The sequence below is a fragment of the Anaerolineales bacterium genome, from assembly GCA_003105035.1.
Lineage (GTDB): Bacteria > Chloroflexota > Anaerolineae > Anaerolineales > UBA4823 > FEB-25.
Genome location: PQAL01000002.1, coordinates 23258 through 47804, shown reverse-complemented (window position 1 = coordinate 47804; position 24547 = coordinate 23258). Strand labels below are relative to the sequence as shown.

Here is a 24547-nt window from a genome sequence, read left to right as displayed (position 1 = left end):
GAGCCACACCTTCAGCGTATGTGCTGGCTAAAGCTCATCGATGCGATTTTCAGGACCTTGCGCATCTACCACTTTAAATTGGGTGAGGCAGCTGCCAGGAACTAAATAGTTAAATAAGCTTGAATTCTCTTGGTAGTATCGCTATAATAGTATTAATCTAATATTAAGAAAGGACGAAGCCATGATCCATACAAGTAAAAATCGAATATCTAGACCAGTATTATCCATCATATTTATTATTGTCATTATGGTTAGTCTGATCGTGCCAGCCGGCCTGGCAAATGCAGGTACTACAGCTGGCAGTTCTTATATTATTGTATTCAAAGATGAAGTCAATTCAGCTGCGCAGGCCCCAGAAGTAGCCAAAGCGTATGGCCTGCAAACGGGTTTCATTTACCAGCACGCGTTGAAGGGGATGTCTGCCGTGGTTCCAGAAGGCCGGCTGGTGGCATTGCAGCATGACCCACGCGTGGCGTATGTGGTGGAAGACCTGCCGCGCTCAATCGATGCCCAGAGCATGCCCACCGGCATCCAGCGCATCTTCGCCGATACCAATCCGGAAATCGCCATAAACGGCGTGGATGATTACCGGGTGGACGTCGATGTGGCCGTGATCGATACGGGGATCGACCTCCAACATCCCGACCTTAATGTAATGAACGGGGTGAACTGCACCACCAGTATTTTCTTCCCCAGCTGCGTTGCGGGTGGTGATGATGATCATTACCATGGCACCCACGTTGCCGGAACCATCGGTGCGCTCGACAACGGCATTGGCGTGGTTGGCGTGGCACCCGGAGCCCGCCTGTATCCGGTCAAGGTGCTCAATAAACAGGGAAGTGGTTATTCATCCTGGATCATCGCTGGGATTGACTGGGTTGCAGACAACGCCAACACGATCGAAGTGGCTAATATGAGCCTGGGCGGAAGTGGTTTCAGCCAGGCCGAGTATGATGCTATCCAGGGTGCGGTGAACGCTGGAGTGGCTTTTGCCGTGGCAGCAGGTAACGAAGATGACGACGCCAACAACTACAGCCCAGGTGGTTTTGATAACGTCCTCTCGGTGAGTGCTTTAGCCGATTTCGATGGCCTGCCTGGTGGCCTGGGCAGCCCCACCTGCCGGACTGACCTGGACGATACCCTGGCTGATTTTAGCAATTGGGGCCCTGAAGTTGATGTTGCGGCACCGGGTGTGTGCATCCTAAGCACCTACCCACTCGAAAAAGGTGAATACGGGACGATCAGTGGCACCTCCATGGCCAGCCCCCACGCGGCAGGTGCTCTGGCGCTACTGGCAAGTGTCAATAACCCTTCTAATGCTACGGATGTCTATAACCTTTATAACCAGGTGAAGGCAGCGGGAAACAACAACTGGACGGATGATTCAGGTGATGGCATCCAGGAGCCACTGCTGGACGTCAGCAACACCGCAATCTTCAACCCGACACTGGTTCCTGGAACAGGCGGCATGCCTCCTGCAGCACCCAGCAACTTGATTGCCACAGCCGTATCCAGCAGCCAGATCAACGTGACCTGGGGGGATGCCTCTGATAATGAAACTGGTTTTAAAGTCGAACGTTGCACTGGTGCAAGCTGCACAGATTTTGCCCAGATCGCTACGGTTGGCTCGAACATTACCAGTTTTTCAAATACTGGTCTGACCGCATCCACAAGTTATAGCTACCGGGTGAGGGCTTTTAATGGGGCCGGCGATTCGGATTATTCAAGTACCGCCAGCGCAGTAACCCAAGCAGCCCCAGCCGTACCGTATCCACCATCCAACCTGGCGGCAACCGCAGTATCGAAGAACCAGATTAACCTGAGCTGGACGGATAACTCGAGCAACGAGACTGGTTTCAAGATCGAGCGCTGCAAGGGGTCGACCTGCACGAATTTTTCGTTGATCACTACTGTGGGCGCCAATGTCACCAGCTTTTCTAATACCAAACTAAACGCCAACACAACCTATCAATACCGCGTCTATGCCTACAATGAAAGCGGTAACTCGGCCTATTCGAACATCGCTACAGCAACGACGCCAAAACGGTAAGCGAATACAGGGCAAATTCCTGATCATAAAGACCGGTCAGGATTGAATCAATAATTTTTGGTGGGTGGGTGATCGTCTGATCCCCACCCACTATTTTTAGATCAGCTCCACGTCGTGGGCATGGGATTCCTGTACCCCCGAGGGAGTGATACGGATGAACTCAGCTGCCTGCCAGAGTTCCTCGATCGAACAAGCGCCGGCATAGCTCAGCCCGGAGCGCAATCCACCCACCAGCTGGTAGACCACATCTGCCACCGCCCCCTTGTATGGTACCGTGGCTTCCACTCCCTCCGGCACAACCTCACCCCACTCTTCAATCGCCAGCTCACCATTGGCCAGCAGCCGGCGTTCAATATTTGCTGATAGAGAAGCCATGCCGCGCACAATTTTGTAACGCCGACCCTCACGAATGACCGTTGCTCCAGGGCTCTCGTCGGTCCCGGCAAACATGCCTCCGATCATGACCGTACTTGCTCCTGCAGCTATGGATTTGGTCAGGTCACCTGAGTTGCGGATGCCTCCATCAGCGATGATCGGCACACCCAGGACTCTCCTCGCATCAGCACATTCCAGGATGGCGCTCAGCTGGGGCACTCCGAAACCGGTCACCACCCGGGTGGTACAAATCGAGCCCGACCCCACCCCCACCTTGACCGCATCCGCACCCGCCTCCGCCAGGTCCTTTACCCCTTGGGCGGTGGCCACATTCCCGACAATGACCGGCAGGCTCGGGAAGCGCTGCTTTAAGCCACGCAGCATGTGGATGACGTGCTCTGAATGTCCGTGGGCGATATCCACCACCAGCACATCCACGCCAGCCGCCTGACAGCTGGCTGCCCGGTCCATATCTTCCGGGCGCACACCCACCGCCGCCCCCACGCGCAGGCGACCACGGTTGTCTTTCGTGGCATGCGGGTGCTGCTGGATCTTGACAATATCCTGGGCGGTGATCAAGCCAGCCAGGTGACCTGCTTCATCCACCAGGGGCAATTTTTCAATGCGGTGCTCAAACAGCTTGCGCCGCGCCTCTTCTGGCGATTCTACTTTGGAAGCTGTTACCAGCTGCTCACGGGGAGTCATCACTTTATCGATGGGCATCTCAGTATCCGGCGCAAGTAGCACATCACGGCTGGTGATAATTCCGAGCAGGATGTTTTCTTCATCGACTACCATTAAGCCACCCACATCGTCTCTTTCCATGCGCAGGCGGGCTTCTCCGATGGTGGCTACGGGCGAGATGGCGAGCGGTGATTCAACAATCAGGCTTTCTGAGCGTTTGACCCGCGCTACACAATCGGCTTGTTGCTCAATAGTCATAAAGCGGTGCAGGATACCGATGCCGCCTAGCTGGGCCATGGCGATTGCCATGCGCGACTCGGTCACGGTATCCATATTTGCAGAAAGGATGGGAATGGATAGCTGTATGCCCGGCACGAGGCTCGTCGAGGTGGACACGTCTTTACGGCTTTTGATCGCCGAACGCTGTGGAACCAGCAGGACATCATCGAAGGTTAAACCAAGATCAGGTCGTATTTTCATAGGCAGTCCTTCATTGGGATACCTCAATTGTACAGTCAATTCCTGATTTATAACACCGGGTTTGGATCGCACCCAACCGCACATCACGAATTAGCGTTGACTTCATGCTTTAATGCATTATAAGCTTACTGCAACCATAAACTAATCACAATCGGTATGTCGGGTAACAAAAATATTCTCCTATGCTTCAGCAGCATAGGAGATACCTGCTTTCCAAAGGATTTACCAGGTTTATTGGGAGTTTTCCGAGGTTAGCATGCGGGTCAGCGTTTTTATCGCAAGCTCTGCTGCGCTGTCAGCATTGGGTGCAGGCAGGAACTCGCCTGAAATCCAGCTGGTATACCCGGTCGAATACAGGGCTTTGAAAATTTTTCTGAAGTCAAGATGCCCTGCCCCAGGATACCAGCGGTTGGAATCAGCCACGTGAAAGTGGTAAATGTTCTCGCCGGCGCGCTGAATGCTTTCTTCTATATCCGGCTCTTCAATGTTCATGTGGAATGTGTCCAGCAACAAGCCCAGGCTGTTCGCATCCACCTGGCGAATCAATTCCAGACCCTCGCTAACGGTATGGACCAGGTCGGTCTCATAGCGGTTGAGAGGCTCGAACGCCAGGCATACACCTTCAACCGATGCAGCCTCGGCACATTCCTGCAAACAGCCGATGAGAAATTTCATTGACTCAGTCCTGGACTGACCGGGAGGGGTTACCCCCCGGATCAGTCCAATAATGACGAATGCGTTTAAATGGTGCGCAAGAGGCAAGTGTCGCTTGATACGCCTGACAGCCGCTTCCCGCACTGCGCGGTCAGGGCTGGTGAAAGACAACCGTTCCTCCCCCCAGGCTTGCCCGGTGCCAATGGCGGGTACCCGCAGGCTATAACGCCTCAGGAGCCCATCCAGCACTTCACCATCCACAAGATCAGGATCGCGAATGGCCAACTCGACCCCGCTATATCCCCACCCAGCAACCTTAGCCAGGTTGGCTTCCAAATCACCTTTGAAAGCCACTGCCTCGAACTGCGCCTGGTGGGTGGAAAGGACAATCGAAAGCTTCAGCTCAGAGGTGTGATCCATCATGCTCCCAATTCACGAGATTGCTTGATTACAAGGCCGTATAGCCGATCCGGTCAGGCCAGGTAAGTGATCTTGCACTCGGTTCGGTCGGTCTGCAGCTTGAGGATATTCTCCGGAAGCTCTTCCAGGCTGATTTTTTTAGTGCTCATCGGGGTCATGTCCATCCCTGAAGCCAAGCAATCGATCACGCGCGGGAAATTCCCGTGCCCCGAATGGCCCTGGGCACCGACAATACGGGCCTTCCTGACCTGCAGCACCTCTCCCATGACCGGCATTTTGGTGTCAGCCCGGGCTGTCACCACCACGGTGCTGTTGATCGTACGACCCTCCCAGATCACGCGCTCGATCCCCGGATAGACCAGCTCAGGCAAGCCAGTTGCCTCCATGAATAGATCAGCACCCATCCCTTCCGTTATCTCCAGGACGCGCGAAGCGAAATCCTCTTTGAGCGGGTTGATGTGATAATCTGCGCCTAGTTTCAAGGCCATCTGGGCGCGTTCAGTCTGGGTCTCTGAAATGATGACCTTGGAGGCGCCGGCGCGCTTCATGATGGCGCAGGCAGCAATCCCAACCGGCCCACCGCCTAAAATAACCGCCCGGTCGCCAGGCCGAATGCCTCCCGCCCGTTCGATCACGGCATTATAGGCTACTGCGGTGGGCTCTACCAGGCTGCCAGCGATAAAAATATCCTTTTCAGCATAGCGCCCTTTAAGTGGCTCCAGGCTCCATACCGTGCGGGAGGGCAGGAGCAGGTATTTGGTATACGCTCCATTGACATTGAAACCGACCTCGTCCAGGCGTTCACAGTGATTGGGCTGGCCATCCGCGCAGGGTTTACATTGCCCGCACCACAGCATCTCCTCCGAGGTGACAAACTCGCCACCTTTAAATGGCTGGTTGGTGCGCTTGTTGATGGCATTCTTGCCGGCCTCCACCACCACCCCTGAAAACTCATGCCCCAGGATGCTCGGGAACCCTGTCAGCCCGGGGTAAAAGATATAGCCATCCTTGTCAGCCTGGGCCATGTGCACGTCCGAGCCACAGATCCCGCACGCTTTCACCTCCAGCAGCACCTGTTCAGGCCCAGGCGTAGGGATGTCGTACTCTCTGATTTCGAGCCGCGGGTTCCGCCACACCTGGCTCCCCAGGTAGGTCTGGCGGCCTTCGATATCTTTGGATCCCAGCTTAAACCCTGGTTTTGGATCCCAATCTGCGACCAGGGTCACACCCGGCATTTTACCTTTCATAATTACTCTCCTTGATCAAAAGGACCAATCCATGTGTATTCGACCAATCAACGTCTGCATCACACTTCCGTCCCCTGCCCGATGCGCGGGATGGAATAGACTGTTTTCCACCCCGGGCTTAGCGGCTCACGCAAGAACGGTTCCATCTCTTCAGCGGACCGCAGTGTCACCTCTTCTACAGGTGGTACTTTTCCCGGCGGAAAAGCGGCCAGGATATCATCATTCCACAGGGTAAGGTATTTCAGGATGGCTGCAATCGGGCGCCTGGCCTTATAGGCGGAGCCATCTTTGGCCTTGCCCACCACCCCTTCGGGTGTAGATTTGATCTCAATCGCAAAATGGCCTTCGCCTTCAGACCACCGGCTGGGTCGCCCAAAGGGATCGACTGATTTGTCAAAATGACCATCAGGCAAGTAATTCTTGCCCTCAGTGTTCACCGCATAACCCATATCCACCATCTCGGGGTGCAGGAGCAAGCTGAGAGAAGTCTCGCACTCGTCTGCGTGCACGAAATTCGTGCCCATTTGGCCGCCACGCTCAGAGGTGCGGAAGAACTCGCGCACGCCTCGGTGCCAGTCGATCACCCGGTAGATACCAGGGAGCTGGTAACGCTTCTGAAATTCCTGCACGGCTGATTCGAGCATCCACAGCTGACCATGGTTGTTGACGATCAGCTGCTTGCGAAAGCCATCATTCCACAGCCCCAGCATTACATCGATCATCATCTCGCGCACCACATGCTCCCTGACAATCACGGTGCCAGGCATGCCCAGGTGGTGATATGGGTGGCCTCCGTACATCAAAGGCGGCAGGGCAAGGTTGACTGCTGCTCCCCGCCTGGCAGTGTAGCGCCGAACCCCTTCACAGATCGCAGAGACGTATAGCGTATCAGCTGCGCTGGGGAGATGCCGTCCGTGCAGCTCGGTACAGCCGACCGGAATGAAAACGACATCGTTGCGCTTACGGTTTTCTTCCACCTGCCAGCGGGTAGTGGTTTGGATGTAAGAGCCCGGTTTACCCCATTCTACGGGTGAAGGGATGCCGTAGTCAGTCAGGATGGTATCAATCTCATGGTCTGTGGCTTCCCAGATTTCCTTTTTCATTCGTCCGGTGGGGTTATCTTCAAAAAATAAATCGGGTTGGTTGGTAGGGATAAATCCATTGGGTGGATTATTTTCTTTCATCTGATTACTCCTCGATAATTTATGAATTCTCGTGCCGTTGCTTAATCCAAATGAGACAAATGTCTCGCTAATTGCCGGTAAATTCTTTCATGCTGATCGGCCGGTTCTGCCGGTAAGATTCCCAGGCGGCCATGCCCAGCAATACGGATGCCCGGCTGTCGTAACCGGTCGGCGACACGGGCTTGCTATCGCGTACATTTTGGACGAATTGGCGCACTTCGGCAATATAACACTCGGCGTAGCGTTCGATAAATGAGTAGGGCACTTTGGCTGAGTGGAAGCCCGCTTTATCACCCATCAGGCCGGTATTCTCATATTCGTTGCCAGCCATAGCTGTGCCAAGCGAACAGAAGACTTCCAGGCGCTGGTCATACCCATAGACACACTGGCGGCTGTTATCGATCGTGCCCATGGCTCCATTGGAGAATTTCAGGGTGATGATGTCCACGTCTATATCGCCGATGTCCTTCAGGTAAGGGGTCACCAGCACGTTGCCGACGGCGTAGATCTCATCTACCTCACCGATCTGGTAGCGCACCATATCAAAGTCATGGATGCTCATATCGAGGAACATGCCCCCAGAGGTGCGCGCATATTCCAGGGAGGGCGGTTCGGGGTCGCGGTTGGTGATGTGCAGGATGCATGGCCGACCAATCTCGCCAGAGGCTACCAATTGGTGAACACGCTGGAAGCTTTTATCAAAGCGGCGGTTATATCCCACCTGGAGCTTCACACCGGTGGTTTCGATCGTTTTCATCACCTCATCGATATCCTCGAGATGCAGGGCAAGTGGCTTTTCACAGAATATCTGCTTACCGGCCAGGGCGGCATCCTTGACAATAAACGCATGCGTATCGGTGTTGGTGGCGATCAAGAGGGCTTCAATATCCTTGTCTTCAAGCAGCTCGTGATAATCCCTCACCACACGTGCGATGCCCAGCTCATCTGCCACTGCCTGAGCCACCTCCAGGCGGATATCACAGACCGCCACCACGTTGGCCTCATGGACGCTGCGTACCAGGTTACGCGTATGCACGCTGCCAATGCGCCCCGTGCCAATCACTGCCATATTAACCTGTCGTTTCATAGTCACCTCACTGTACCTTCATCACAAGCTTCATGGCGCTCTTTGGATGGTGTGTCAAAGTCTTTATATCCAGCCCCAGGTCGTCAAACGCCTGTAAGCCGTCTTCCAAACGGATGACTTTAGTGAAGAAAGGCTCCATATTTAAGCGCTTCTCCTGGTAGATGCGGATGGCAGGCAGCATAGTGTTCTGCCCCAGGTAAAGGCCCAGGATCTTGGTCGCCCAGCGGGTGATGTCATTGGGGATCACCGTCGCCTGGATGCTCGAATCCATCCCAAACGGCAGCACCTTGCCTCCCGGAGTGACGCACTGCAAAGCTTGCTCAATGGCATTGCCGGTGGCTTCAATCACGATATCAGCCTTGCGCCCATAGGTGAACTCGGTGATATTTGCCACAATATCCTCTTCAAGCGGGTTCCACACCGTCAGGCCGCACTGTCGGGCAACACCGATGCGAAACGGATCAATCTCAGTCACCGCCACCTTGGCAGCAATATTCTTCGCAAACTGGGCAAACAGGTATCCGATCGGGCCAAATCCTAAGATCAATACATAATCGTATGGCAGCATGAGCAGGGTGTTCATCCCATTGATAACAGTGGCCAGGGTTTCGACCTGTGTCCCCAGCATGTCATCGAGCTCGTCAGGTATCGCATAGCACTGTTTCTCGGGCACCAGGCAGTATTCGGCATATCCGCCATTCCGCATCACACCAATGGCATTGAATTTGATCTCCACGCACTGGCTGGTGAGCCCCATGCGGCAGAAGGAACAGAACCCGCAGCGGATATTATTATCCACGGCCACGCGGTCACCCACCTTGAAATGGGTCACGTGGCTGCCGATCTCGACCACAGTCCCACAGAATTCGTGGCCCAACACGGTGTTCTCCTTATAATGATGCTTGCCTTCCAGGATCTTGATATCTGAGCCGCAGATTCCCACGGCAGAAATCTTGATCAACACGTCATCCGGTTGGGTCACTTCGGGGATCGGTATTTCACAAAACTCGATCTTGCCGACCTCCCTGAACACAAGCGCCTTCATGGTTTGCATTCTTCCTCCTTCTTAATCGAATAGACCATCAAGTATCTATCATTGAATCAGGCGATATCCAAAGTTTCACACGCTTATGGCTTTTTCCACACTGTGGAAGTCACCTGGCCGCCATGGCCGGTCCAGTTGGTGTGGTAATACTCGCCGCGCGGGCGATCCACCCGCTGGTAGGTGTGAGCACCGAAATAATCGCGCTGGGCCTGCAGCAGGTTAGCAGGCAGGCGCGCATGGCGATATCCGTCAAAGAATGCCAGGGCACTGGACATGGCCGGGACGGGTATGCCGCCTTTTACTGCCGCTTCTACTACCCGGCGCCAGCCTGCCTGGGCAGAGGTCACTTGTTCAGTGAAATACGGCGCTAATAACAGGTTTTCCAAGGCAGGCTCAACCTCAAAGGCTTCTTTGATCTTTCCCAGGAAAGCCGAGCGGATGATACAACCACCTCGCCACATCAGGGCGATGCCACCATAATTCAGGTTCCAATGGTATTCCTGTGCAGCAGCCCGGAAGAGCATATAGCCTTGCGTATAAGACATGATCTTGGAAGCATATACTGCCTGCTCCAGGTCAGAGATAAAGCTGGATGGGTCGGTCTTGAACTGGCCGTGGGGACCAGACAAGGCTTTGGCGGCCCGAGTACGTTCATCCTTAAGGGAGGAGAGCGCCCGCCCGAACACGGCTTCAACCACCATGGTCAGCGGCACCCCCATATCAAGGGCGGAGATGCCTGTCCATTTGCCGGTGCCCTTCTGCTCGGCTACATCCAGGATTTTATCCACCAGGGGTTGATCATCTTCATCTTTATAAGCCAGGATATCGCCGGTAATCTCTATCAGATAAGATTCGAGCTTGCCTTTATTCCATTCCTTAAAAACGACCGACATCTTATCGGCTGACAATCCCAGGCCTTCATGCATCAGCTGGTAAGCCTCACAGATCAGCTGCATGTCACCATACTCGATGCCGTTATGCACCATCTTGACGTAGTGGCCAGCCCCGTTTTCACCCACCCAATCGCAGCAGGCGTCCTCTCCACCGTCAGGGCGTTTTACCTTGGCGGCAATGGCCTGGAAAATCGGCTTGATATGAGGCCAGGCTTGCGCAGACCCACCAGGCATTATCGAAGGACCGTGGCGAGCACCTTCCTCCCCACCGGATACGCCAGTGCCTACGTAATACAGGCCTTTCGATTCGACGTAGGCAGTTCGCCGGATCGTATCGTTGTAGTTGGAATTTCCGCCGTCAATGATGATATCGCCCGGTTCCAGATATTGGATCAGCAGGTCAATAAAATCATCCACCGGTTTCCCGGCCTGAATCATTAGCATCACTCGCCGGGGCTTCGTTAGGCTGTTGATCAGCTCCTCAAGCGAATGGGTGCCGATCACCTGCGACCTCCGCGCCGGACCTTTCAGGAAATCATCCACCTTCGAGGTGGTGCGGTTGAACACTGCCACTTTGAAACCATGGTCATTCATATTCATCACCAGGTTTTGCCCCATCACTGCCAGGCCGATCAATCCGAGGTCTGCTTTATCCATATCTGCCTCCTGTGCTTAATACCAAAAACTTCATCACCGCTGATCATCCCTGAGGCGATACAACATCTCGCCAGCCCGTGGCACCACCAGGACGCCCTCATCTTCCCGGTCGCGCCATTCTTTAATGGAAACCTCCTGGTAGGACAGGTATCCCAGGTTGAGTTGCTGGCAACGCTTCTCAGGGATAGCGGTGGCCAGAGTCACTTTAATGCGTGGGCACTCAATTCCACTGGCAGGATCGTACGTGCCCTGACCCTTTAGGTGAGTGGAGTGTGCCAGGACACCTCCAGGATATCCCTTGAATTTTTCCCATTGCCCCAGGTAGTAATCACGGCAGTGATAACCGATCTCATCGATCAGCTTTCCATGCGTGTAGCTCACTTCGTTGATATGGGGGGCGTAGAGCACCACCTCACCTCCATCGGCAACCACTGGCTCAAGCTTATACATACCTTTGGCGGCCGTCCACAGGTCATCATACATGGGTGGCATGATCGATAGCACCCTTTGGAACGGTCTCGGCATATAGGTGACATGCCGTACCATAGAGAGGCGCGCTGCCTCTTTCCAGGCTTGCTTGGGGGGACCGCAGAACAGCCCAGCCACGCCCTGGTGATCCACCACAAAGCTGAAACAGGCGGTTGGGCACTGGATGAACTCAGCTGCCCTTTCAATGGTTTGGCGCACCGGTGTATCCAGCCTGCCGATAACCGCATAGCTGGTGATAAGAGCTCCCAGCCAGTGGGTGAAGTTGATGATCTCGGGCCCGGCGATGCCCGGGAAGAAATATTTATTGCCCCCGGAGAACCCGGCTACCTCATGTGGAAAGACTGGCCCGCAGATGATGACCTGGTCATACTCATAGACCAGCTTATTGATTTGGACGGGTACTTCCTGCGAGAACAATCCCCCTGAAATCTGGCTGATTTCTTCAGCCGAGATCGTTCCGATGTGGGTGAACGTATCGGGTCTGTCCCACGCGTGATTGATAAGCCTGATGTTGCCCACCTTCCCATGGTTCACCGGCGTCCCTACCAATTTGCTGAGTTGGGCATCGCTTAACGGCTGGTGGGTTCCCAGGGCCACCAGGAAATCCAGCTGTTTGATACAGCCTTCGAGCAGCTCCTGAAGGTATTCAAAGATCAGCGGCATGGGCATGGTGCGGGTTGCATCGGGGACCACGAACAACACCCGCTTGCCTTCCAGATGTAACAAAGCCAGCCCCTCCTTGAGGATGGCGTGGATCTCCGATGGAGTGAGATAACCTTCCGAGTTACCCTTACCAAGAACTGCTGACATTACCTATCTCGTATGAATCAACATAATGTCTCGATCTAGTACAGACCAAACGATGGCTGTTTTTTATACACCACTGTAGGCGGAGAAACCTCCATCAACAGGTACTACGATCCCAGTTACGAAGCTGGAAGCTGGTGAAAGCAGCCACAACACCGCCCCCAACAGGTCTTCTGGGATGCCAAACCGTTTCATCGGAGTATGGGTAGTGATCGATTGCCCGCGCTCCGTTAGCTCACCGCTCTCTCTGTCGATGAGCAAATCGTGGTTCTGATTGGTGAGGAAAAAACCTGGTGCGATGGCGTTCACGCGGATTGAAGCTGAGTATTCCAGAGCCATGTGTACCGCCAGCCACTGGGTGAAGTTGCTCACGGCTGCCTTGGCTGCTGAATAAGCTGGGATTCTGGTCAACGGCCGGTAGGCATTCATCGAAGACAGGTTGAGGATGGTGCCTTTTTTATGGGCTGTCATCAACCGTCCAAATACCTGCGAGGCCAGGATCGTCCCCATGAGGTTGAGATTGAATACCCCCTCCAGCGCTTCGGCGGAGATATCAAAAAATGGCAGGTCAGGTCGGGTGGTGGCGCTCGGACGATTGCCACCGACCCCGTTGATGAGCATGTCGACCTTTCCCCAGGTGCTGATTACCTGGCTGGCAGCCGCTTCCAGGCTGGAACGGTCGCACACATCACATGGAACGCCGATCGCTTCACCCCCCGACCGGATAATATCATTTGCTAGCCAATCCGTAGCCTGGCGGTTGATATCCAGTATGGCTACTTTCACTTCCTGGTCAGCTAAATAACGGCAGATGGCCGCACACAGGATGCCTGCCCCACCCGTAACCACTGCCACCTGGTTGGAAAGGTTAAATAATGTTTGAGTAGGGTTTTTCTTCATATTTCCGTCTCTTATTCGATATATCGAAATGGCTCTAAATGGCGCCTGAAATGTCTCTCCAGGTTGTCAAAGTAAGCTTCACGATTCTGTCGCAGGATCTCCATGAGGCGATCGTAAAACCGGGGACTTCCATCGTCGTTTTTCTCAGTTAAAACCGATCCAAAAGTGACGTGCAGAACCTGGCGGGCGTCGAATTGCTCAAAAAGGATGCCAGCATCTTTAATATCAGCTGGCATGGGTGCCCGCCTAAGTTCCGCCGAAAGGTGATAGCTGAGACGGTCGGCCTCAAAATGCTCCCGGGCAAAGGCATAGATTTCCTTAAAAAATACCGGGGCAATCGCTGCAATGGTCCGCAAAGCCTCAAGATAACTGGTGCCAGCGGTTTTCAGGTGAGCCAGGCCACGCGTGGCTTCCACGAACAGGGGATAGAGGCTGAATTTATCGGACCCGGAGTGCAAGCTTAGTTTATAGGGGCCGAACCGCCTGGCAATGGCAGCGTGTACCGCGATATCAGCCCGGAAAGCCAGGAGATCACCGATATATTCCACGCCTTTTTCAAATTGACCCACGAAGCGTGGGGCAAAACTGACCCACCTGACCCCCATGCGCTTAAGCTCACTGGCGATGTATACATGCTCGGCTGGAGTGGTAGGTGAGACTGTCTCGTCCATCGATACCTCCACCTCGAATGGCAGATAACCTGCCACATATTTCAGGTGCTCGTACATATCTACAACATGGTCGATGGCCCGGCCATATTTGACTGCCGCCCTGACTACCGCTTCCTTGCTGAGATGAATATGATGCCCCTCAACCTCCAGCGACGTTCCAACCAGCCCAGTTGCGCAGGGCTGTAGATATTCGGGGATACCGTTCAGTTTTTCTTCCAGCGTTTTCTTGTGCGCCTGCTGGGCAGTCGCATCGACATATTCGCCGGGATCAAAGGTAAAGAAAGAGAACCCAGCCTCGAAGCAGGCATCAATATCCTGGTTAGTCTTCAAATGATCGGCATCTGCCCCGGTCCCGGTTTGCCATCCCTCTTCAAAAATGCCCCAGGTGGCATCATCCAGCACCTGTTGCGGGCTGCGACCAGTACGCTGCATCTCACGTATCGACTGTTGGGCAAAGATCGGGGCGATTGACCCATTCATATCTCGCACAGAACGCACATGTCCGGGTGTGGCGACCCCGATACGGTCGCCCAGGCCGGCGGAAGTTTTCAACCCCAGTAAAGCCGGGCACAGCCATTCCAAGCGCGAGCGTAAGGAAACAGCATTGGCATGGCTGAGCTCACCAATGAGCAGCGTACCCCCCTCAAATTCGGATGTCTCACCTCGAAACTTCCTGATCGCCTTCGCATCTGCTGGCATCCATACCGCAAGGCGGAGGCCCTGGGATGTTGCCACCAGGCCATATTCAGCCTGGTCTGTGATAACCAACGAGTGCGTGAGTAGATTGAGTCTGGCTGATGCCAATCGTTTTTTCATAGAACCTCAGTGTGCGCCACACGACAGGTGGATTGCCTGATCAGCAGCATCCCCTTGAGCCGTTTAACCTTAACTGATCCATCGCCAGGACCAGGTATTTCACCAAGCTGTTCAAGCATCATGCGCGCCGCCTCCGCACCAAGAAAACGTTTGGGCTGGTCGATGGTGGTAAGCGGTGGAGTGGTATAGTCTGACACAACGATGTTGTCAAAGCCGGTAACGGAGATGTCTTCCGGCACCCGCAGGCCAGCCTGGCGTAACCCCTTGAGCACTCCGACTGCCAGCATATCGTTATAACAAATCAAAGCGGAGGGAACATGCTCCAAGCCCAGGAAATATTCCACGGCCTCATATCCTTGCCTGGCACCGCTGCCAGCTACCAGGTGGATATCTTCTGCAGATATTTTTAATCCGGATCTTTGCATCGTCTGCTGAAAGCCTGCCAGCCGCTCCTGGGTCGTGCGCCCGGAAGTAGCATCACCCAGAAAGGCAATCTGCTGGTGGCCAAGACCAAGCAAATGCTCACATGCCTGCCGGGCACCATCCACATCATCGTGGTAGATCGAGAAGGGATATTCATCCTCTGCCTGGTTGTTAATGGCCACCAGGGGGATATCGAATGAGTACAGCGGATGTCCCTGCTCCCTTGCAAAGCGGGGAGAACACAGGATGACGCCATCCACGCGGTGCTCGCGCATGGTCTGTACAATAGCCTTTTCACGCCCAAGCTCATGCTGGGAGGCGGCGATGAACAGGCTATAGCCATTTGCCTGAGCCACATCATCAATCCCCTGCAGGATTTCACTGAAAAATGGATCGTCGATGTGACTGACGATCACCCCCAGGGCCTGACTACGGTTGGTTTTCAAGCTACGGGCTGCAAAACTCGGATGGTAGTTGAGCTCCAGGGCAATGGCATGTATCCGCCGGGTAGTTTCCTGGGAGATGAGCGGACTATGGTGCAAGGCGCGCGATACCGTGGTGTGAGAAACCCCGGCCTGCCTGGCAATATCCTTAATGGTTGTAGCCATCGTTTAGCTCGTTATGCACACGTGTGCACCCAATATAGTGTACAGGATTCGGTGAGAAAAGTCAACCGTTTTTTGAAAGACTGATTGCATTTTTTATCAGAATGTTGTATGATATACAAATGAAAGTATAATTTCATGTTTTCCATTTTTGTATACTTACATTGCGTAAATAGAATAAGGAGGAGGCATGCAGCTGGATATCAAGGCAATCTTCCTGGATGTGGGAAATACCCTGAGGATTGTGGTTGAAGACGAAGCCTTCCAGGTTCAGGCACGCCAGAACCTCATGCACCTGGTGGGAGCCAATGAACCGGAGGCGATATTTTTTGAAAAGCTGGATCAGCGCTGGAAAGCCTACCGTAAATGGTCTTTCGAAAACCTGACCGAAGCCTCTGAGAAAGAGCTGTGGACCCATTTCCTGCTGCCGGATTTCCCGGCTGAGGCGATCGCCCCGCAATCCGGGCGACTCACCCGCCTTTGGCGGGACAAGGACGGACGACGTATCCCCCGCCCGGATGTCAAGCAGGTTGTCATCGAGTTGGACCGGCGCGGCTACACATTGGGGATCATCGCCAACACGATCACTGAGACAGAGATCCCCGATTGGTTGGAACATGACCAGCTGACGCGTTACTTCAAAGCCGTGGTGCTTTCCTCCAAGATCCGTTACCGCAAACCCGGACCGGAAATCTACTGGGAAGGAGCACGCCGCCTGGGAATTGAGCCAGCCCACTGCGTATATGTTGGCGATAACCCGTTGAGAGATGTGGTCGGCACCCGCAAAGCAGGTTTTGGCATGGTAATCATCCTGATGTCCCCGGAGAAAGAAGCCAAAGAACCACCGCAGGGAGAGAACCGTCCCGACCACATCATCCGCGATTGCAGCGACCTGCTAGAGATTTTTCCTGCGCGTGTGCTGTAATCAACCTCAGCCGACCTGGTTTGAATGGATAAGTTCCAAAGCTTACCCGATAACCTCCCGAAGGTGGAACGCATGAGACCTGAAATCGAAGCTATTTTTATTGACCTTGGAAACACCATGCGCGTCCTGGTCAAGGATGAAGCCCACCAATCACAAGCCAGAAAGAAAATCGCCGAGCTGGTTGGAAGCCAGGAGAGCCCAGAAGAACTTTGCCAGCGCATCGATGAAGGCTATAAAACCTATCGGAAGTGGGCGTTTCAAACCATGATTGAAGCGCCTGAAAGCGAGCTTTGGAGCCGTTGGCTGCTGCCCGAATACCCGGCTGAACAGCTCGCTCCAATCGCCGCCGAGCTGACCTACCAGTTCCGCCAGTCGAATGGCCGACGGGAGCTTCAGAAGGATGCCAGGCAGGTGGTTGTCGAGCTGGACCGGCGCGGTTATCGTTTAGGAATCATCAGCAACGTCATTTCCAGCAAGGAGATTCCTGACTGGCTGGAAGCAGATGGCTTCAGCCCGTATTTCAAATCCGTAATCCTTTCCTCGCTGCTAGGTCGGCGCAAGCCTGACCCGGAAGTTTACTGGGAGGCAGCCCGGAGAATCGGAGTCGTTCCCGAAAAATGCGTCTACGTGGGCGACAACCCGGCCCGAGACGTGGTGGGCACTCGCGATGCCGGGTTCGGCATGATCATCCTTTTGATGAATGCTCAGGCCCTTGCCAAGGATCCACCAAAGGGAGAAACGATGCCAGACCTGATCATCCATGGGTTCAGCGAATTGCTGGATGTGTTTCCGGGCAGGTAGCCGTCTGTGATAAGGAAATGAGCATGTGCGTAGATCATCCGCCCTTTGGAGGTGCAGCGCTGGCTGAGGCACTGGCTGAGCTCTATGCGCTCGGCCAGACCGATTACTCCTTCGAGCCGGTAATCCTGGCAGATGCGCTTGACAGGCCATTGGGGCGCATCCAGGATGGTGATGCAGTCATCTTCTGCCTGCGCCGCGGCGAGCGGGAGATCCAGCTAACGGAAGCTTTTGTTGAGCCTGAAACAGGTGGTTTCCCGCGCTGTAAATTTGAAAACCAGCCCTTTGTCATCCTCACCCTTTACCACGAGAAGTTTAAAGACCTGCCGGTAGCGTTTGCCCCAACGCAAATCAAGCACACACTGGCTGAAACGATCAGCCGGGCAGGGTTACGCCAACTGCACATATCGGAATCGGAAAAGTTCGCCCACGTCACATTTTTCTTCAATGGGGGCACCAACCAGCCTTTTGCTGGCGAGACAGATGTTCACGTACCATCGCTAAGAGATAGTCCGCTGGAGCAGAACCCGGAATTACGTTTGGCGGAGATTTCCCGACAGGTGGTGGAGGGGATTAACAAAGGATACAACCTGATTGTGGTCAACTTTGCCAACGGCGACGTTATCGGGCACACCCAATCGAGCGCAGCCAAGATCCTGTGCGCTGAAGCTATCGACCATTATTTACAACAGGTGGTGCAGGCTTCCCTGCCGGCGGAATATGCCGTGCTGATCACCGCAGATCACGGCAACCTGGAAGAGCTTTTCACTACAGATGGCTCCCCGCATGTCTCGCATACCACAAACCCTGTGCCTTTCATACTGGCTACACCGAGCGATTTGAATCCGATCGAGCTGATGGAGGGGAAGCTTGCGGATGTGGCTCCTACCATCCTGTCGATCCAGGGCATCGATACTCCAGCAGAAATGAGTGGGCGATGCTTGATCACCCAGGCTGGCATGCCCATAGCGATGAAGGTGCTATTGGTGATCCTGGATGGGTGGGGAATTGGCCAGCCTGATGAAACTAACCCGATTCATCAAGCCCGTACACCCTACTGGGATAGCCTGTTAACGTCATACCCTCATACACAGCTGGAAGCGGCTGGTGAAGCAGTCGGCTTGCAAGCTGGTAAAAATGGTAACTCAGAAGCCGGGCATATCAACCTGGGGGCAGGCCGGGTCATCGAGCAGGATGATGTCAGGCTGGATGCCGCCATGCAGGATGGATCATTCTATACCAACCCAATATTCCTGAAAACAATTAGCGGCGTAAAGGACAGGCACACCTGCTTGCACCTGATCTGCCTGCTAAGCGAAAAGAGCTCACACGGTACGATCGATTATCCCCTGGCGTTGCTACGCATGGCAAAAAAACAGGAACTCAACGATGTCTACATCCATGTGATCTTTGACGGGCGCAGCACGGAACCAGGCAGCGCACCGGAGCTGCTTCGATTATTTGAAAGCAAAGTCCGGGAGATTGGTATCGGGAGGATCGTTACCGGCGTCGGGCGCGGCATAGCGCTTGATCGCGATGGGAATTACCAGAAAACCCGCCGTGTATATGAAGCCCTGGTGTATGGAACGGGCAGACATCACAGCATTGAGAAGGGCTGAGCCAGAGCTCAGGATATACATGAAAGGCCGGGGCCTCCAATTATGAGTAGTGATCTTAATACGGATTGCATCCTGAAATATTGAGGCGAATGGATGGATTCGGACCTGATCCAGAGATTAGTCACCCCTGCTCAGACCAAAATCGTCATGCTCATCATGGACGGCCTGGGAGGCTTGCCACGTGAACCCGGCGGCAAGACCGAGCTGGAGACTGCCAACACCCCCAACCTGGAAGCTCTGGCAGAACGGTCCAACCTGGGCCTGACCATCCCGGTTGCCCCTGGCATCACCCCTGGCAGTGGGCCGGGTCACCTGGCTTTGTTTGGGTACGATCCCATCCAGCACGAGATAGGACGGGGTGCCATGGAAGCCCTGGGGGTAGATTTTGAGCTTGGGCCAGACGACCTGGCAGCGCGCGGCAATTACTGCACGGTCGGTTCAGATGGGTGCATCATCGACCGCCGCGCCGGCCGTATCTCCACCGAGGTCAACCGGCATTTATCCAGTCTTCTTTCCACGATAAAGCTGGCAGAGGCTGAAACCTTCATCGAGCCTGTCAAAGAACATCGCTTTGCATTCATCCTACGGGCAGCGGGCCTGGATGATGCGCTAACCGAAACCGACCCTCAAAAAACAGGCATAGCTCCCTGGCCAGTACGCGCCCTGGATGGTCGGTCGCAAAAAGCAGCCAGCCTGGCCAATCAGTTCATCGATCGAGCGCAAAAGCTACTGGAAGGACAATCACCCGCCAACATGATCCTGCTGCGTGGCTTTGCCCGGCCGCCGGCGCTGCCCGCTTTCCAGGAACGCTACGGACTGCATGCAGCAGCGATCGCGGTGAATGGTATGTACCGCGGGGTTGCCCGCCTAGTGGGCATGCAGGTACTCCCGCTAGCAGGGCCCTCTCTGCAGGATGAATTCGAGGCCCTTGAGCAGCACTGGGATCAATTTGATTTCTTTTACCTCCATGTGAAGCAGACGGATACCTGCGGCGAGCAGGGAGATTTCGAAGGTAAGGTCAAGGCGATTGAGACGGTGGATGCATTCCTGCCGCGGCTGATGGCTCTGCGGCCCGATGTGGTTATTGTGGGTGGTGATCACTCCTCTCCGGCAGTCATGAAATTTCACTCGTGGCACCCTGTGCCGCTTCTGGTCTACTCACATTTTATCTGCCCGGATGGGACGGCTGAGTTCGGTGAGCGCGCCTGTTCCAGGGGTAGCCTGGGAACCATCCCGGCAACCTCCATCATGCCCATCGCCCTGGCCAATGCCCGGCGGCTGGAAAAATATGGCGCTTAGGATCCATCCGCCTGGAATTAATCCTGGGTCGAAAGCAGGCACGACTTTTCGGGCCTTGCGGCACCGCAACTATAAACTGTGGTTCTTTGGGCAGGGGGTCTCGCTGATCGGCACCTGGATGCAGTCAGTCGCTCAACAGGTGCTGGTCTACCGCCTGACTGGTTCAGCGGTGTCGCTTGGCATCGTAAACCTGATGACCGTGCTCCCCCTCCTGCCCTTTTCCTTCTGGGGTGGCACGCTGGCCGATCGGGTTTCCAAGCGCAAGATATTGTTAATCACCCAGAGCCTCATGCTGATCCAGGCAGTCATCCTGGCAGCCCTCACCTGGACGGGGCTTGTTCAAGTCTGGCAGGTTTATCTGATGGCTTTCCTGTTGGGGGTGTTGAAGGCAGTTGACATGCCGCCTCGACAGTCCTTCGTGGTGGAGATGGTGGAGGGTAAAGATGACCTGACCAGCGCCATAGGCTTGAATTCGGCCATCCACAACACAGCCCGTACCCTGGGACCGGTGATCGCGGGTATAGTGGTTGCCACGCGGGGTGAAGCAGTAGCGTTCTTCCTGAACAGCCTGAGCTTCCTGGCGGTGATCATCAGCTTACTGTTCATGCGTAACCTGCCTCAACCGACCAGCTCGAAACAGCATCTGTCACAGGTACTCGCCGATGCGCGTGAAGGCATCCGCTTTGTGATCAAACAGCAATTGCTGCTTGTGCTGATGAGCCTGGTGGCGGTCACCTCTTTTCTGTCGCGGCCTTACCAGACCTTGCTACCCGTTTTCGCCGATAACATGCTGGGTGGCAGTGCCCAGCCACTGGTCGATTTTTTCTGTAACGGACCCTTGCGGACGCTGACCTGCCAGCAGCCGGAAGCCCTGCCGCTGGGATTGCTATATTCTGCCATCGGGATCGGCGCGGTGGCAGGGGCAGTGTTAGTAGCCTCACTCCCGCCGGCCGCACGGCGTGGGCGGCTGCTATCGGTGGGAAATCTGGGCCTGCCGGTCTTGTTGCTAGCTTTTGTCTCTTCGCAGCTATTCATCACCTCCTTAGTGCTCATGGCATTGGTAGGTATGGCACAGGTGTTCCAGAACACGCTAGCCAACACCCTGGTGCAGATTAATTCTCCCGATAACCTGCGCGGCCGGGTGATGAGCCAATATTCGCTGGTGACGCAAGGGATGCACCAGCTGGGTGGCTTACAGGCTGGCATTGTCGCCGATTGGATCGGCGCACCATTATCGGTGGCAATCGGTGCCACGCTTTCCTTGCTTTATGGAATCTTCGTTTTCTTCAAGTTCCCGCGCGTGCGGGAAATGGCATAAATCATGATGCGGTCGGAGGGTCTTGCAGTATGACTAAGGCTGGAAGGGCTCTGAATAACCTGGATGACTTTACCCAACGATTGTTCCGCAAGATGAAAATACTCGCCCCCGCAGTCGGAGGCATGGAACTATATGAGTTTCGGTATGGATTAAATAACCTGATTCCTGATACAGGCTGGTCATCAGTCATGTTGGACTCGACTGCGGAGATTGAGCAACGGGTAAATTCACGGCCGTTTTATGACGGTATCCAGATCAAGCCCATTATCGACGGTCGCATCGTTCTGGATGAGAAGATCATCAATCTGACTAATATGATCTTCGTCGGCCTGGTCACTGGCGATTACCCACCCGAGTGGGTAAACCAGCACTTCTACTTTGACGTGCGTGGGTTTTACTTTCTCCACCGCACCCATTATTTCACTGAAAAGGTTCTATCCCACCTGGGCAACCAACCTTACCGGCAGTTTGAGCCAAAGCAGAAACGGTTAGAGCGTTGCCAGGACATCGGATACCGCGATTTCAAACATGCCAACCAGGAGATTGACGCCCTCTTTATCGAAACCGTAAAAAAGTTGATCACGAAGCAGGGAACCCCGGTACTGCTTGCCATTGCCGGGCCTACCGCAGCCGGCAAAACCGAAATCGTGGAGCGTTTACACACTGCATTCCGTAAAGTGGGTCAGAAGACCACTTCGATTGAGATGGATAACTTCCTGACCGACCGGGATTACCGGGAGGCCAAGGGTATCCATACCCAGGGTAAGGCCGCTTTGCACTTTGAATTATTAAAATCATGCCTGGCCCAGATCTGTCGGGGGCAAAAGATCAGCATCCCGAGGTATGATTTCATCTATGCCACTTCAAGCCATGACCTGGATGGTAACTTGAAGCCGGGCGGTGTGCCTATTGAGGTAGAACCCGCAGATATCATTTTTATGGAAGGGAATTTTCCCTTCTTACTCGAAGAAATCGCCTATCTGATAAACATCAAAGTCGTTTATCTCACCGATGACCCTGTCAGGATAAAACGCAAATGGAAGCGGGATATCGATTATCGCAAGAAATATGAACCCACCTACTTTCGCAACCGCTTTTTTAAAGAGCAATTTATCATGGCTCAAATTGCATTCATCCCCCAGATGGAAACCTGCGACCTGCTGGTGGATACGACCGGTGCGGCATTGTGGACCACTCCGGAGATAAAAGCTGTTTTGGATGATGCCCCTGAGGCAGAATAGGGACTGAGTTATGGCGTTGGCAAAGCATATGGACTACCATCTCCATACGGCGGTGACGGTTGATGGCAACATGTCCGAGCTTGAAGCCTGTGAGCGCGCCATGGCATTAGGCATCCAGGAAATCGCCTTTACCAACCATGTCATGCTCAACCAGTCGGACTATTTGATAGCGCCAGATGCCTTCATACGACACTGGGAGAACATCCAGGCTTGCCAGGCGCGGTATCCGAATATACGCATCCGCCTGGGGATTGAGATGGATTATTATCCGGGTCGTGAGGGTGAAATTCGCAAAAAAATTCAGTTCTATGAAGGTCTCATTAACCGATCCTTTGATCTGGTTCTTGGATCTATCCATGATATTCACGGTGGCTTCTTTTCAAATAAAGCTGTAGCGGTGGGGTTCTTCGAAATGCGCGACCTGGTGACCACGTATCGCGAATACTACCAGCTGGCAGCCTGTGCGGCGCAATCCAAGCTTTTCGACATCATGGCGCACCCTGACCTGATAAAAAAATATACCTACCTGCTGACCTCACCGGTACCATGGGAAAGTTACGCAGATCAGATTGAGGCATATATCAAGGAACTCATCTCCAACGGGGTTGGGATCGAGATCAATACCAAAGGGCTGAAACTGCCTGTTCAGGAGACCTATCCTTCGGATCAATTCTTGGAGCGATATCTTGCCCGGGCGAAAGAGCTAGGAAATGACCCGATCATCACCGTCGGGTCAGATGCGCATAAAGCCCAGGATGTGGGCTATGGCATCTCAGGGGTCATTCAGACACTGCAGAAATACCAGGTGAGCATGCTGACGAGTTTTTCACATCGCGAAAAATCCGCATTCCCTATTTAGGTAGCGATGATTTACACCATTACGCTTAATCCTGCCCTTGACCGTGAATTGACGGTTCACCAGATTGAGCTGAACCGCGTCCTGCGCTCCCAGTCCATTCAGATCGATTATGGAGGCAAGGGGTTTAATGTCTCGCGCGCCTTGCTTGCCCTGGGAGTTAAAAGCACCGCCCTGGGATTTATCGGGGGAAGCGTGGGCGCTCAATTGGCGGCAGGAATATCCAGCCTGGGAATCCACACCGACTTCGTGCACATCCAGGGTGAAACGCGCACCAACTTGAGCGTGGTGGATGCGGATCATCGTAATTACCTCAAAGTAAATGAGCCTGGTCCGTGGGTATCTGAGGTTGAAACGGCAGCCCTGCTGGGAAAGATCAGCGCCCTGGCAAGCCCAGGGGATTGGTGGATCCTGGCGGGGAGCATGCCGCCTGGCATACAGCCCTCCTTCATTACTAAGATTATCAACCGGATTCAATCTGTGGGCGCCTATGCTGCTGTGGACATGGAAGGCGCTTGCCTTCTAACGGCCTGTAAAGCGGGTGCATTCCTGGTCAAACCGAACGCCTACGAAGCCGCAGGCTTGACGGGAAGGGACACATCCACAACCACCCGCGCAGCCAGGACTCTGTTTAAGATTCATGACCTCGGTACGAGGCAAGCAGTGATTTCGCTGGGGAAAGCAGGGGCTGTCTATTCGGATGGCAATCGGGTTTGGTGGGCAATCCCACCCACGATTGAAGAACACAATCCCATTGGGGCAGGAGATGCCATGCTGGCAGGCATGATCTACGGCTTATCCCAACAGCTGCCAGGAGAGGACACCTTGCGTTGGGGGGTGGCTTGCGGAGCAGCAGCAGCCAGCCTGGACGGCACCGCTGTGGGAACGCTTCCACTCATTGAAACGCTGCTTGAAAATGTAAAGTCAGGTGAATACCTGGAAAAAGGCAAGGCGTCTCAGCTGTGATGCGCTTTTCCATCGAAGACCTGTCTCAAAATGGGGTA

20 protein-coding genes are annotated in these 24547 nt (G+C 54.2%); 9 read left to right on the top strand and 11 right to left on the bottom strand.

Annotated features, from left to right (window positions below; translation table 11 throughout):
- The first annotated feature begins 181 nt into the window (after positions 1–181).
- Entirely contained in the window at positions 182–2050 is a 1869-nt protein-coding gene (locus tag C3F13_00495) for a peptidase S8/S53 subtilisin kexin sedolisin (GenBank protein PWB56589.1), read from the top strand.
- A 96-nt stretch (positions 2051–2146) separates the two neighbouring features.
- Here C3F13_00495 and C3F13_00490 read toward each other — a convergent pair whose 3' ends face one another.
- From C3F13_00490 to C3F13_00440, 11 genes are all read right to left on the bottom strand, one after another.
- Complete coding sequence (locus tag C3F13_00490) at positions 2147–3589, bottom strand: IMP dehydrogenase (GenBank protein PWB56588.1); 1443 nt, start codon at positions 3587–3589, stop codon at positions 2147–2149.
- A gap of 231 nt (positions 3590–3820) precedes the next feature.
- Entirely contained in the window at positions 3821–4645 is an 825-nt protein-coding gene (locus C3F13_00485; protein PWB56731.1) for a hypothetical protein, read from the bottom strand.
- A gap of 71 nt (positions 4646–4716) precedes the next feature.
- On the bottom strand, positions 4717–5910 hold the full coding sequence (locus tag C3F13_00480; GenBank protein PWB56587.1) for an alcohol dehydrogenase: 1194 nt from the start codon (positions 5908–5910) through the stop codon (positions 4717–4719).
- A 59-nt stretch (positions 5911–5969) separates the two neighbouring features.
- Entirely contained in the window at positions 5970–7094 is a 1125-nt protein-coding gene (locus tag C3F13_00475; GenBank protein PWB56586.1) for a creatininase, read from the bottom strand.
- 67 nt (positions 7095–7161) lie between these two features.
- The gene (gene iolG, locus C3F13_00470) at positions 7162–8181 is read right to left on the bottom strand and encodes an inositol 2-dehydrogenase (protein ID PWB56585.1); all 1020 of its coding nucleotides are present in this window, start codon (positions 8179–8181) and stop codon (positions 7162–7164) included.
- A gap of 7 nt (positions 8182–8188) precedes the next feature.
- The gene (locus C3F13_00465; protein ID PWB56584.1) at positions 8189–9235 is read right to left on the bottom strand and encodes a hypothetical protein; all 1047 of its coding nucleotides are present in this window, start codon (positions 9233–9235) and stop codon (positions 8189–8191) included.
- 74 nt (positions 9236–9309) lie between these two features.
- Positions 9310–10776, bottom strand: a complete 1467-nt coding sequence (locus tag C3F13_00460; GenBank protein ID PWB56583.1) for a phosphogluconate dehydrogenase (NADP(+)-dependent, decarboxylating) — start codon at positions 10774–10776, stop codon at positions 9310–9312.
- A gap of 33 nt (positions 10777–10809) precedes the next feature.
- Positions 10810–12075 carry a hypothetical protein gene (locus C3F13_00455; GenBank protein ID PWB56582.1) on the bottom strand — a complete coding sequence of 422 codons (1266 nt, stop codon included), beginning with the start codon at positions 12073–12075 and terminating at the stop codon, positions 10810–10812.
- Between the two features lie 63 nt (positions 12076–12138).
- Positions 12139–12972, bottom strand: coding sequence for a D-mannonate oxidoreductase (locus C3F13_00450; protein PWB56581.1), 834 nt, complete (start codon positions 12970–12972; stop codon positions 12139–12141).
- 11 nt (positions 12973–12983) lie between these two features.
- On the bottom strand, positions 12984–14459 hold the full coding sequence (locus C3F13_00445; protein ID PWB56580.1) for a hypothetical protein: 1476 nt from the start codon (positions 14457–14459) through the stop codon (positions 12984–12986).
- Positions 14456–15490, bottom strand: coding sequence for a LacI family transcriptional regulator (locus tag C3F13_00440; protein PWB56579.1), 1035 nt, complete (start codon positions 15488–15490; stop codon positions 14456–14458). The genes C3F13_00445 and C3F13_00440 overlap by 4 nt, the downstream gene beginning before the upstream one ends.
- Positions 15491–15677: 187 nt before the next feature.
- Between C3F13_00440 and C3F13_00435 the strand changes: the two genes are divergently transcribed.
- The 8 genes from C3F13_00435 to pfkB all read left to right on the top strand — a co-directional run bounded on the left by C3F13_00435 (position 15678) and on the right by pfkB (position 24509).
- Positions 15678–16412 carry a hypothetical protein gene (locus C3F13_00435; GenBank protein ID PWB56578.1) on the top strand — a complete coding sequence of 245 codons (735 nt, stop codon included), beginning with the start codon at positions 15678–15680 and terminating at the stop codon, positions 16410–16412.
- Between the two features lie 24 nt (positions 16413–16436).
- Positions 16437–17213, top strand: a complete 777-nt coding sequence (locus C3F13_00430; GenBank protein PWB56577.1) for a hypothetical protein — start codon at positions 16437–16439, stop codon at positions 17211–17213.
- Between the two features lie 23 nt (positions 17214–17236).
- Positions 17237–18829, top strand: a complete 1593-nt coding sequence (locus C3F13_00425) for a phosphoglycerate mutase (2,3-diphosphoglycerate-independent) (protein ID PWB56576.1) — start codon at positions 17237–17239, stop codon at positions 18827–18829.
- Positions 18830–18922: 93 nt separating this feature from the next.
- Complete coding sequence (locus C3F13_00420) at positions 18923–20128, top strand: phosphoglycerate mutase (GenBank protein PWB56575.1); 1206 nt, start codon at positions 18923–18925, stop codon at positions 20126–20128.
- Positions 20097–21446, top strand: coding sequence for an MFS transporter (locus C3F13_00415; GenBank protein PWB56574.1), 1350 nt, complete (start codon positions 20097–20099; stop codon positions 21444–21446). Before C3F13_00420 ends, C3F13_00415 begins: the two co-directional genes overlap by 32 nt.
- Before the next feature lie 29 nt (positions 21447–21475).
- Positions 21476–22687, top strand: a complete 1212-nt coding sequence (locus tag C3F13_00410; protein PWB56573.1) for a hypothetical protein — start codon at positions 21476–21478, stop codon at positions 22685–22687.
- Positions 22688–22697: 10 nt separating this feature from the next.
- Entirely contained in the window at positions 22698–23546 is an 849-nt protein-coding gene (locus tag C3F13_00405; GenBank protein ID PWB56572.1) for a hypothetical protein, read from the top strand.
- Between the two features lie 6 nt (positions 23547–23552).
- Complete coding sequence (gene pfkB / locus C3F13_00400) at positions 23553–24509, top strand: 1-phosphofructokinase (GenBank protein PWB56571.1); 957 nt, start codon at positions 23553–23555, stop codon at positions 24507–24509.
- The last annotated feature ends 38 nt before the right edge of the window (positions 24510–24547 follow it).